Consider the following 11,941-nt stretch of genomic DNA (forward strand, 5'->3'; position numbering starts at 1 on the left):
AAAGAGGGCCATTGTAGCGGGGAAGACGCCGTATGTGCAGACTGTGCCTCTTGGTTTGAAAAATTCTTTCCGAAACGTAACACACACCGGCCCCGGGGGCTTAATGTCATCTGAAAATCGAATTACCGCCAGCTTTGTTGTACCGCCGGAGTTGAGCGATCGGAGGCTGGATCAGGCCGCGGCTGAGTTGATGCCAGAACATTCCCGGTCGCGGCTGCAAACCTGGATCAAGAGCGGTGCCCTGACCGTAAATGGCCAGGCCCGCAAGCCTCGGGACAAGGTCATGCTGGACGATCGGCTGGAACTTGATGCCGAGCCGGAGGCCCAGGTCAGTTGGCAGGCAGAGGAAATCACGCTCGATATTGTCTACCAGGACGAGCATCTCCTGGTCATCAACAAACCGGCCGGGCTCGTGGTGCACCCTGCGGCTGGTCATGCTGATGGGACGCTGGTGAACGCGCTGTTGAATTATGCGCCGGAAGTGGAGAATCTACCGCGAGCCGGAATCGTGCACCGGCTCGATAAGGATACGTCCGGGGTGATGGTGGTGGCGCGCAGCCTGATTGCGCATACCTCTCTGGTTGATCAGCTTCAGACCCGAACCATGGGTCGTGAATACGATGCGGTAGTCGTTGGCACCCTGACGGGGGGCTCGACGGTGGATGCACCCATCGGTCGGCATCCCCGTGAACGCAAGAAAATGGCCGTCGTGCCGTCCGGGAAGCCTGCGGTAACACACTACCGGCTGGTCGAGCGGTTTGCCGCTCATACCCACATCAGCTGCAAACTGGAGAGTGGGCGCACGCACCAGATCCGTGTACACATGGCCCACGTCAAACACCCCCTGGTGGGTGATCCGCTCTATGGGGGGCGCCTGCGTCTTCCCAAAGGCACGACCGAGGAGCTGAGGGAGGCGTTGGCGGCATTCAATCGTCAGGCCCTGCACGCCCGCAAGTTAACGCTGGAACACCCCGAAACCGGTGAAACCATGTCGTGGGAGGTGCCGCTTCCGGACGATATGGTTGAGCTCATGGCAGCGTTGCGCAAGCACGTGAAGGACCTGGAAAGCAGTGAATACTGAGCCGGAGTTGATTTGGCCAGACTGGCCGGCGCCTACCAAGGTTCGCGCGGTCTGTACCACCCGGCAGGGTGGGGTGAGCCTTCCACCCTGGGACTCACTCAATCTGGGCACGCACGTCGAGGATGATCCGCATCACGTGGAGGCAAACCGTCGGCGGGTAGCCGACAGGCTGTCGCTCTCAACCGGCGCGTTTGGCTGGTTATCCCAGGTGCACGGCACTGACGTGGTCACACTTCCTGCAGAAGGAGTGCCGGTGGCCGACGCATCGATTACGGACCGACCGGGTCAGGTCTGCGCTATTCTCACGGCCGACTGCCTGCCGGTATTGCTCTGCAACCGGGCGGGTACCCGGGTTGCAGCGGCTCATGCCGGCTGGCGTGGCCTTTGCAATGGCGTGCTGGAGAGGGTGGTGAAGTGTTTTGACGAGCCCGCCACGGAATTGGTGGCGTGGCTGGGCCCGGCCATCGGATCCGAGCATTTTGAGGTAGGCCCTGAAGTCCGTGAGGCGTTCATCGCCCGAAACGCCGGGGCTGCTGCCGCCTTCTCGCAGCAGGGTGCCCGTCCAGGCCACTTCATGGCAGACATCTATCGCCTGGCCCGGCAACGGTTGGAATCGGCCGGGGTGGATGCGATATACGGCAATCCCCTCTGCACGGTTTCTGATTCAAGCCGTTTCTATTCCTACCGCCGTGATGGCCGAACCGGTCGGATGGCCACGCTCATCTGGCTGGATGGCTGAGCGCTTTCCGCCCAATCGGATGACTCCCGTCAATTTTCTGACAGTTTGGCGGTGGGCCCGCTTGAAGTCCCCTCGCTTGCCCTTACATTTAAGAGCAAAGCAATGCGGATGTTGGTTGAGCCGAGTGCTTCGCTGACCTCCCGGATAGACGAATTGGGGAATAGACTTTATGAGAATCGACAAGCTGACCAGCCGGTTGCAAACCGCGCTAGCGGATGCGCAATCGCTTGCGGTGGGCAAGGACCACAATTTTATCGAGCCGGTACACCTTATGCAGGCTCTCCTGGATCAGGAGGGGAGTTCGATCAAGCCGTTATTGAAACAGGCCGGGTCGGAGCCGGGGCGAATCCGCCAGGCCATCGCGCGGGAAATTGAGCATCTGCCGGAAGTGCAGGGTTCCGCAGGCGATGTCTCCATGTCCAATGACATGGGGCGTCTGTTCAATATTGCCGACAAGCTGGCCCAGAAGCGTCAGGACCAGTTCATTTCCAGCGAACTGATGTTGTTGGCTGCGCTGGAAGACCGGGGCACCCTCGGCCGTGTGCTCCGTGAGCAAGGTGTGGACAAGGCCGCTCTGGAAAAGGCCATTGACGAGGTTCGGGGCGGTGAGGCTGTGAACGACGCCAGCGCCGAGGAAAACCGGCAGGCCCTGGACAAGTTCACCATTGACCTGACCGAACGGGCCGAGGCGGGCAAGCTTGATCCGGTCATCGGTCGAGACGATGAAATCCGTCGAACAATCCAGGTGTTGCAGCGTCGCCGCAAGAACAATCCGGTTCTCATTGGTGAGCCGGGTGTCGGCAAGACTGCCATTGTCGAGGGCCTGGCCCAGCGCATCGTCAACGGTGAGGTCCCTGACGGGTTGAAGGACAAGAAAGTGCTGTCCCTCGACATGGGCGCGCTGATCGCGGGCGCCAAGTTCCGGGGTGAATTCGAGGAGCGCCTCAAGGCGGTGCTGAACGAATTGTCCAAGCAGGAAGGCCAGATCATCCTGTTCATTGATGAAATCCATACCATGGTCGGCGCCGGTAAAGCAGAAGGTTCCATGGATGCGGGCAACATGCTCAAGCCCGCGCTTGCCCGTGGCGAGCTGCACTGTGTCGGGGCCACGACGCTGGACGAATACCGCGAGAACATCGAGAAGGATGCGGCGCTGGAGCGTCGCTTCCAGAAGGTTCTGGTGAGCGAGCCGAGCGAGGAAGACACCATCGCCATCCTCCGCGGTCTAAAGGAACGCTACGAAGTGCACCACGGTGTTGAAGTCACCGACGGCGCCATCATCGCCGCGGCCAAGCTGTCACATCGGTACATTACCGACCGCCAGTTGCCGGACAAGGCGATCGACCTGGTGGACGAGGCCGCGAGTCAGATTCGCATGGAAATGGACTCCAAGCCGGAGGCGCTGGATCGCCTGGAACGTCGTCTGATCCAGCTCAAGATCGAGCGTGAGGCGCTGAAAAAGGAAACCGATGAGGCGTCGAAAAAGCGCCTGCAAGAATTGTCGAGCGTGATTGCCGGCGTTGAGCGTGAATACGCGGATCTGGAAGAGGTCTGGAACACCGAAAAGGCGGCGCTGCATGGCTCCCAGAAAATCAAGAGCCAGTTGGAGCAGGCGCGGATTGATCTTGAGAACGCTCGCCGTGCGGGTGACCTCGGCAAGATGTCCGAGCTGCAGTACGGCCAGATTCCCGAACTGGAACGTCAGCTGGACATGGCCAGCCAGGCCGAAATGATGGAAATGAAGCTGCTGCGCAATCGGGTTACCGACGAGGAGATTGCCGAGATCGTCTCCAAGTGGACGGGCATTCCCGTATCGAAGATGCTCGAGGGTGAGCGGGACAAGCTGATGCGCATGGAGGAGGCGCTGCATGGCCGCGTCATTGGCCAGGATGAGGCCGTTGAAGCGGTTTCCAATGCCGTTCGTCGCTCACGGGCCGGGCTGTCCGATCCCCATCGTCCGAACGGGTCCTTCCTGTTCCTCGGGCCGACCGGTGTGGGTAAGACCGAGCTCTGCAAGTCGCTGGCGGCATTCCTGTTTGATACCGAGGAGGCCATGGTCCGTATCGATATGTCGGAGTTCATGGAGAAACACTCCGTTGCCCGGCTGATTGGTGCGCCTCCAGGCTATGTTGGTTACGAGGAAGGTGGGTACCTGACTGAAGCCGTGCGTCGTCGGCCTTATTCGGTCCTGCTTCTGGATGAGGTGGAGAAGGCTCACCCGGATGTCTTCAACATTCTTTTGCAGGTGCTTGAAGACGGACGCCTGACCGATGGTCAGGGCCGCACGGTCGACTTCCGCAACACGGTGATCGTGATGACCTCGAACCTGGGTTCGGACATCATTCAGCAGAAAGCGGGTGAGGAAAATTACGAATCCATGAAGAACGCAGTGATGGAAGTCGTGGGCACACACTTCCGTCCGGAATTCATAAACCGCGTGGATGAAGTCGTGGTCTTCCACCCGCTGGCGGAAAACCAGATCCTTGGCATCGCAAAGATTCAGATCGAGTCCTTGAGCAAGCGGCTAAAGGATCAGGACATGAAGCTGGAGTTGGATGAGTCGGCCATGGAGCTTCTGGCGCAGGTCGGTTACGACCCGGTCTACGGGGCTCGTCCCCTGAAGCGGGCAATCCAGCGGATGATCGAGAATCCGTTGGCGCAACGGCTGTTGCAGGGTGAGTTTGTGTCCGGTGATACCATCCTGGGCACGGTGAAGGATCACAAGCTGGAATTTGCCAAAGCGTAAAGAAGCCGGCGGAGCATCCCGGGATAGGTGCTCCGCCGCAACTTTAGAAGCAATCTACTGTACGGCCTGAACGTTCTCCGGCCCGCAATTCTCGTCGGCAATTTCCTGGAACTTCTGGCGTTGGTCCGCAATTTCCTCGGGAGACAGGTAGCGCTGTTCTCCGTTTTCTTCCACCCGGATTCGCGCGTTGCTGTCAATGACGTCGAGGTTTGAGCGAGCAGTTGCGCAGTTAGCGTCGCGTTGCTTGCGGCGGGCTTCTTCAGCGGCCGTTTCTCTGCGTTGCTCCGCCTCCTCATTCTGCTGTTCCTGGAGGTCGCTCATTCGTTCCTGCGGGCTTTTGCGGCTGGATGTACTCGGAGACGCGGTTCCCGAGCGCACGTTCACCTTCTCCGATGGCTTGCCGGTAGGCTGCCGGTCTCCAAAGTGAGTTACCCCGTTTTCGTCGGTCCATTTATAGACAGAGGCGCTCATCGAAACACCTGGTACAACGGCCAATAGTAAGGTCAGCGTCAGGATTTTTTTGTTCATGGGTCTACTCATTATGTGGTCACTGCTCCCGGTGCGGGCTGAACCCTGGGCAACCGGGCCCGTCTTTCTGTAGCTGTATGGCTATCATGCCATCCATGTCGACATTTTTCTTCTGTCTGGTTCAAAACTCTGTTCCAGAATTGACGCAAGTATGGCAGACCTTTGGCGATAAAGGCGCTATAAAGCCGAGACGACTATTGACAGGGAGTTTCGCGCTGTCAGAATTACCGATTGCCTGAAGACTGGGGTCAATACGGCAGGCAATCCCGAGCGAGTATCCCCCGTTAATTACCACACTGAACGCCCCGCGGTTCTGTCGCGGGATGGTTGTTGCTTACGTGCAACCCGTTGATTGGCCGTTCTCCGCAACCCTCAGGAGGGCGGCTGGCCAGGAGACAACCTCTTACAAAGTGTGGAGGAGCAGCCGGTTCCGCTTTCACAAGAAGCAGGGAAACCGTGAATCCAGGCAACCGGGCGTGGTCCCGGCTCATTCACTCGTATGAAGAGGGTAGAAAATCGTGGAGTTATTGTCTGGTGCCGATATGCTCATTCGCTCCCTGCAGGATGAAGGGATCGAATACATCTACGGCTATCCGGGTGGTGCAGCCCTTCATATTTATGATGCGCTGTTCAGGCAGGACAAAGTCAAACACATTCTGGTAAGGCACGAGCAGGCGGCGGTCCACATGGCCGACGGTTATGCGCGCGCGACCGGAAAGCCGGGCACTGTACTGGTGACCTCGGGTCCTGGAGCCACCAACACTATTACCGGCATTGCCACCGCATTCATGGACTCCATCCCCATGGTGGTTCTGTGCGGTCAGGTTGCCTCCACCCTGATTGGTGAGGACGCGTTCCAGGAAACCGACATGATCGGTGTCTCTCGCCCAGTCGTGAAGCACAACCTCAGTGTGCGTCACCCGGAAGAAATTCCCGAGGTGATCCGCAAGGCCTACTACATCGCCGCAACCGGTCGCCCCGGTCCTGTCGTGGTCGATATCCCCAAGGATATGACGACGCCGAACGAGCGGTATGAGTATTCCTACCCGAAGAAGGTCAAGCTGCGTTCGTACAACCCCGCGATTCGAGGTCATGCCGGTCAGATCAAGAAAGCGGTAGACATGATGCTGGCGGCGCGCCGCCCGATCATCTACGCCGGTGGGGGGGTGATTCTTGGCAAGGCGTCGGATCAACTGACAGAACTGGTCCGTACCCTCGGCTACCCGATTACCAATACCCTGATGGGCATCGGCTGCTATCCAGCCAGTGACAAACAGCATCTGGGCTGGCTCGGGATGCACGGCACCTACGAAGCCAATATGGCGATGCACCATTCGGACCTGATTCTCTGCGTTGGTGCGCGTTTTGATGACCGCGTAACCAACGCCACCGAGAAGTTCTGTCCCGGCGCCCGCATTATCCACATCGATATCGATCCGGCGTCCATTTCCAAGACCATCGACGCAGACGTTCCCATCGTTGGGCCGGTGGACGCGGTGTTGAAGGAAATGTTGTCTCTGGTGAAGGAAAGCAAGGAAAAGCCGGATGCGGATGCGTTGGGTTCCTGGTGGAAGCAGATCGAGGAATGGCGTGCTTTCCATGGCATGCGTTACGAGACCAGTGACGACGTCATCAAGCCGCAGGAAGTGATCGAAATGTTGTGCCGGCTCACCAACGGTGAAGCCTTTGTGACCTCCGATGTCGGCCAGCACCAGATGTTTGCGGCCCAGTACTACAAGTTCGACAAACCCAATCGCTGGATCAACTCCGGTGGTCTGGGCACCATGGGCTTCGGCTTGCCAGCCGCCATGGGCGTCAAGCTGACGCACCCGAACGACGAAGTGCTGTGTATCACAGGCGAAGGCAGTATCCAGATGAACATTCAGGAGCTGTCGACCTGCAAGCAGTACAATCTGCCGGTGAAAATCATCAACCTGAACAACCAGGCACTTGGCATGGTCAAGCAGTGGCAGGACATGAACTATGAGTCCCGTCATTCCCAGTCCTACATGGAGTCTTTGCCGGATTTCATAAAACTGGCAGAGGCTTATGGCCATAAGGGCGTCCTGATCGACAAGAAAGCCGATCTGGAAGCCAAGCTAAAAGAAGTGCTGGCCATGAAGGACGAGTTGGTGTTCGTGGATATCTACGTTGATCGTTTCGAGCACGTCTATCCGATGCAAGTTGCCCGTGGCTCCATGAAGGACATGTGGCTCAGCAAAACGGAGAGGGTGTGATCATGCGTCGAATCATTTCTGTTTTGTTGGAAAACGAACCCGGCGCACTGTCGCGTGTTGTGGGCCTGTTCTCCCAGCGCAACTACAACATCGAAACGCTTACCGTGGCGCCGACGGAAGACGAGACCCTGTCCCGTCTGACCGTAACCACCACGGGATCCGACAAGGTCATCGAACAGATCACCAAGCAGCTGAATAAGCTGATTGAGGTGGTCAAGCTGGTGGATTTGACAGAAGGGTCCCACATTGAGCGGGAGTTGATGCTGGTGAAGCTCAAGGCCACCGGCTCACAGCGCGCCGAAATCAAACGCACCGTGGATATATTCCGTGGCCAGATCGTCGACGTTACCAGTTCCGTGTACACGGTTCAGTTGGCGGGCGACAGCGAAAAGCTGGACGGATTCATCCAGGCCGTCGGTACCTCGGGAGTTCTGGAAGTCGTTCGTACCGGTGTATCCGGCATCGCGCGCGGCGAGAAAGTGCTCAGTCTGTAACGGTCATTACTTAAGTTCGAACATCATGGCCCGGTGGGGCCATTACAAATAACAGAGGTTTGTCATGCAGGTTTACTACGATAAGGATTGTGATCTTTCCATCATCCAGAGCAAGAAAGTTGCCATCATTGGTTTCGGTTCCCAGGGTCATGCCCATGCGTGCAACCTGAAGGAGTCCGGTGTAGACGTAACCGTGGGTCTGCGTCCGGGGTCCTCCTCGATTGCCAAGGCCGAAGCCTATGGTCTGAAGACCAGCGACGTACCGTCTGCCGTCGCTGCTGCTGACGTGGTCATGGTGCTGACTCCGGATGAGTTCCAGGCCCAGCTGTACAAGGCTGAGATCGAGCCGAACCTGAAGCAGGGTGCAACACTGGCCTTCGCTCACGGCTTCGCGATCCACTACAACCAGATCGTACCGCGTAAGGATCTGGATGTGATCATGGTGGCGCCGAAGGCTCCGGGCCACACCGTGCGCACCGAGTTTGCCAACGGTGGCGGCATCCCTGATCTGATCGCGATTTTCCAGGATGCGTCTGGCAATGCCAAGAACGTGTCTTTGTCCTACGCCAGCGGCATTGGCGGCGGTCGTACCGGTATCATCGAAACCACCTTCAAGGATGAGACCGAAACCGACCTGTTTGGTGAGCAGGCGGTCCTGTGTGGTGGCGCGGTTGAGCTGGTGAAAGCCGGCTTCGAAACGCTGACCGAAGCCGGGTATGCGCCGGAAATGGCGTACTTTGAGTGTTTGCACGAGCTGAAGTTGATCGTTGACCTGATGTACGAGGGCGGCATCGCCAACATGAACTATTCCATCTCCAACAACGCGGAGTATGGTGAGTACGTGACCGGCCCGGAAGTGATCAACGAGCAGTCCCGTGAAGCCATGCGCAACGCGCTGAAGCGGATTCAGAGCGGTGAGTACGCCAAGATGTTTATCTCCGAAGGTGCACTCAACTACCCGTCCATGACCGCGCGTCGTCGCCAGAACGCGGCTCACGAGATCGAAACCGTGGGTGAAAAACTGCGCGGCATGATGCCGTGGATTTCCGCGAACAAGATCGTGGACAAGGATAAGAACTGATCGGATTTCCGACTGGTTCTTAAAAACGCGGCCCGGGTGGCCGCGTTTTTCGTATATACTCCGCCCAAATGCTTTCCGGAGTAATGGGAATGACTGACGAAAAAAAATCTGCCGATCAAGAAGCTCAGAGGGATCCATCGGAAGCGGTCCAAAAACAGACTTCCGAGTACGAAATCGAAGCCGGTGAGGTTGTTGAAGAGGAACTGGTCGAGGGTGCGCCGGTGCGCCGAAAGGGTATCTATCTGCTGCCCAATGCCCTGACCACGGCATCCCTGTTCTCGGGATTCTACGCCATTGTGTCTGCCGCCAACGGCGTGTTTGATAACGCGGCGGTCGCTATTTTCGTGTCCATGATTCTGGACGGGCTCGATGGCCGTGTAGCTCGGATGACCAACACGCAGAGCAAGTTCGGCGAAGAGTACGATTCCCTCGCCGATATGGTCGCGTTTGGTGTGGCCCCGGGGCTGGTGGCTTTTTTCTGGTCGCTGAATGGCCTTGGCAAGGTTGGCTGGGCCATTACCTTTATTTACGTAGCGGGCGCGGCGTTGCGGCTGGCGCGTTTTAATGTCCAGATCGGTTCGGTCGACAAGAAGTACTTTGTTGGCTTGCCCAGTCCCGCTGCCGCCGCCTGTGTCGCGGGCCTGGTGTGGTGCTTCCATATGTTCGAGCCGGCTTCATGGCTGACGCTACTGACCATTGTCGTGGTCGGTGGTACAGGGGTGATGATGGTCAGCAACGTCCTCTATCGCAGCTTCAAAGATCTCGACATGCGCGGGCGCGTGCCCTTTGCAGCGATCCTGCTGGTGGTGCTGATTTTTGTAGTGATCGCTCTCGACCCGGCAACCGTACTGTTCACTGCATTCCTGATTTACGCATTGTCCGGTCCCGTTCGTGCTCTGTTCAGAAAGAAGCCCCGCCGCAATGCGGACGCTTCTGCCTAGGCACGCTAAGCCCGGGTCCCAGTGACCCGGGAATTTTGCGCGAAACTTCCGGTCAATCCTCCCACTGGTTGAAGGCCTGGTGGCTGGTAACGGAGAGTTTCGATGCTGATCAAAAAACGCCCATCCTGGGCACTTCCTCATTCCCTCGTCACACCAGAGCGTATTTACCTCAATCGTCGACGCTTTATGTCCGGCGCTTTGGCTGGTGCGGCAGGTCTTGCCATGCCGGGTCTGCTTTCCGCGGCAGCGCTGCCGGTGCAGGGTGAGCCGCTGGCTTTCTCGGAGATGCCCCGGTTTTCGACCGACGAGGAGAAGACGCCGTACGAGGACGTCACTCGTTATAACAACTTCTATGAATTTGGGACGGGCAAGGACGATCCGGCGCGCTATGCCGGTGAGATGTCGGTTGATCCCTGGTCCATCACGGTGGAGGGTGAGTGCGGCAAACCGGGCGTCTATCCCCTCGAGGATGTTCTGAAGCCGCACCAGTATGAGGAACGCGTCTATCGGTTGCGTTGTGTTGAGGCGTGGTCGATGGTGATTCCCTGGGTCGGTATTCCTTTAGCCCAGGTGTTGAAGCGTTTCGAGCCGACATCGAACGCCAAGTACGTCTATTTTGAGACCCTACACGACCCTGAACAGATGCGCGCGCAGCGATCGATGTTCAGCACCATTGACTGGCCGTACCAGGAGGGGCTCCGCATGGATGAGGCCATGAACGAACTCGCCTTCCTGGCGGTCGGCCTGTACGGCAAGACCATGCCGAAACAGAACGGTGCGCCGATTCGATTGGTCCTACCCTGGAAGTATGGGTTCAAGAGCATCAAATCGATTGTCAAAATCCGTTTCCAGGAGGACCGCCCCAAAACAACGTGGGAAATGATTGCGCCACAGGAGTACGGTTTCTACGCCAATGTGAATCCAGAGGTTGATCATCCCCGCTGGAGTCAGAAGCGGGAGCGACGGCTTCCGTCCGGATTGCTGTCGCCAAACTGGGTTGAGACGCAAAAGTTCAATGGTTATGGCGAACAGGTCGCGCACCTGTACAAGGGAATGGATCTCCGGAAGTTTTATTGATGGTGGGCATTGATTGGCGTCGAAGCCCGGCCTTCCTGTTGGGGTTTCGAGTTTGTGCAGCGGCACTGGCGTCGATGCCCGTCCTTGGGTTGCTTTGGAAACTTTTTCAAGGCGGGTTGGGTCCGGATCCCGGACAGGCCATAACCGAGTCCCTCGGTCTCGCGGCGTTCCAGTTACTCCTGGCGACGTTGTGCATGACGCCCCTCAAGCGCTGGACGGATTGGGGTGGTTGGCTTCGTGTTCGCAGAATGCTTGGCTTGTTCGCGTTTTTCTACGCCATACTGCATGTTCTGGCGTTTCTTCAGTTTATCGTTGGCTGGTACGACCTTTGGGCGACGTTCACGAAGCGACCTTACATCATCGCCGGTGCGCTGGCGTTCCTGTGTCTCGTCCCTCTTGCGATCACCTCGACAAAGGGGATGGTGCGAAAACTGGGGGGAGCGCGCTGGAAACGGCTGCACCGGCTGATTTACCTTGCCGTGGTTTTGGCCTGGATTCATTTTATCTGGCAAGCCAGAAGTGATGTGGGGGAGATGGTCCTCTATGCCGTTATCGTGGTCTGGCTCCTTGCGCTCCGTTGGCGTTGGGCGGGGTGGTCGGCTCTGGTGCCCCTGAAAAGGTAGCGATTCGTTCGGTGTTTGATCAGAATGCCCGTCCGAACGGCCATTTTATAGGTGGAAACCGCTACTTCCTGAGATTTATTTGAAAACCGCGTTGACAGTTTTTCTGACGCCTGTAGAATGCGCACCACTTCTGAGGAACAAGCCACTGCAAAGCGGCTAGCCAAAGAAAGCAACCGTCTGAAAGTATTGAAGAAAATGAGTTTCAAACTTCTTCAGAAAACGGTTGACAGGGTAGCGATTCAGCGTAGAATGCGCAGCCCGAAACAAGCAATAAGCCGGGTGGTTTTTCGGCGGTTTCCGGAGACGGAAAACAACGAAAAATAAACGGTTGACAAGGTGGCGGTTCGATGTAGAATACGCGGCCTTGATTGAGCAACGGCTCAAACGCTCTTTA

Annotated in this window: 11 protein-coding genes; 9 read left to right on the plus strand and 2 right to left on the minus strand. The window is 57.5% G+C overall.

Annotated elements, in window-relative coordinates; translation table 11 throughout:
• Positions 1-103: 103 nt before the first annotated feature.
• The 3 genes from rluD (at position 104) to clpB (ending at position 4,566) form a co-directional block, all read left to right on the plus strand.
• The gene (gene rluD, locus KXD86_RS18165) at positions 104-1,081 is read left to right on the plus strand and encodes a 23S rRNA pseudouridine(1911/1915/1917) synthase RluD (protein ID WP_218637551.1); all 978 of its coding nucleotides are present in this window, start codon (positions 104-106) and stop codon (positions 1,079-1,081) included.
• Positions 1,071-1,820 (plus strand): peptidoglycan editing factor PgeF, encoded by a 750-nt coding sequence (gene pgeF, locus KXD86_RS18170; RefSeq protein WP_218637552.1) that lies wholly within the window; start codon positions 1,071-1,073, stop codon positions 1,818-1,820. The genes rluD and pgeF overlap by 11 nt, the downstream gene beginning before the upstream one ends.
• A gap of 169 nt (positions 1,821-1,989) precedes the next feature.
• The gene (clpB, locus tag KXD86_RS18175) at positions 1,990-4,566 is read left to right on the plus strand and encodes an ATP-dependent chaperone ClpB (RefSeq protein ID WP_218637553.1); all 2,577 of its coding nucleotides are present in this window, start codon (positions 1,990-1,992) and stop codon (positions 4,564-4,566) included.
• Between the two features lie 54 nt (positions 4,567-4,620).
• Here clpB and KXD86_RS18180 read toward each other — a convergent pair whose 3' ends face one another.
• On the minus strand, positions 4,621-5,106 hold the full coding sequence (locus KXD86_RS18180; RefSeq protein ID WP_312846328.1) for a DUF4124 domain-containing protein: 486 nt from the start codon (positions 5,104-5,106) through the stop codon (positions 4,621-4,623).
• 506 nt (positions 5,107-5,612) lie between these two features.
• Here KXD86_RS18180 and KXD86_RS18185 point away from each other — a divergent pair.
• The 6 genes from KXD86_RS18185 (at position 5,613) to msrQ (ending at position 11,547) form a co-directional block, all read left to right on the plus strand.
• The gene (locus tag KXD86_RS18185) at positions 5,613-7,331 is read left to right on the plus strand and encodes an acetolactate synthase 3 large subunit (protein WP_218637555.1); all 1,719 of its coding nucleotides are present in this window, start codon (positions 5,613-5,615) and stop codon (positions 7,329-7,331) included.
• A gap of 2 nt (positions 7,332-7,333) precedes the next feature.
• Entirely contained in the window at positions 7,334-7,825 is a 492-nt protein-coding gene (gene ilvN / locus KXD86_RS18190; RefSeq protein WP_070970156.1) for an acetolactate synthase small subunit, read from the plus strand.
• 64 nt (positions 7,826-7,889) lie between these two features.
• Complete coding sequence (gene ilvC, locus KXD86_RS18195; RefSeq protein WP_218637556.1) at positions 7,890-8,906, plus strand: ketol-acid reductoisomerase; 1,017 nt, start codon at positions 7,890-7,892, stop codon at positions 8,904-8,906.
• An 89-nt stretch (positions 8,907-8,995) separates the two neighbouring features.
• A complete protein-coding gene (pssA, locus tag KXD86_RS18200; RefSeq protein ID WP_218637557.1) occupies positions 8,996-9,847 on the plus strand; it encodes a CDP-diacylglycerol--serine O-phosphatidyltransferase in 852 nt (283 codons plus the stop codon).
• Positions 9,848-9,949: 102 nt separating this feature from the next.
• Positions 9,950-10,924: a protein-methionine-sulfoxide reductase catalytic subunit MsrP gene (gene msrP, locus KXD86_RS18205; RefSeq protein ID WP_218637558.1), complete on the plus strand. Its 975-nt coding sequence runs from the start codon at positions 9,950-9,952 to the stop codon at positions 10,922-10,924.
• On the plus strand, positions 10,924-11,547 hold the full coding sequence (gene msrQ, locus KXD86_RS18210; protein WP_218637559.1) for a protein-methionine-sulfoxide reductase heme-binding subunit MsrQ: 624 nt from the start codon (positions 10,924-10,926) through the stop codon (positions 11,545-11,547). The genes msrP and msrQ overlap by 1 nt, the downstream gene beginning before the upstream one ends.
• A 156-nt stretch (positions 11,548-11,703) precedes the next feature.
• Here the strand turns inward: msrQ and KXD86_RS18215 are convergent.
• The coding region (locus KXD86_RS18215) for a hypothetical protein (RefSeq protein ID WP_218637560.1) at positions 11,704-11,941 on the minus strand (238 nt) is incomplete at its 5' end.

Source organism: Marinobacter arenosus (assembly GCF_019264345.1).
Classification (GTDB): Bacteria; Pseudomonadota; Gammaproteobacteria; order Pseudomonadales; family Oleiphilaceae; genus Marinobacter; species Marinobacter arenosus.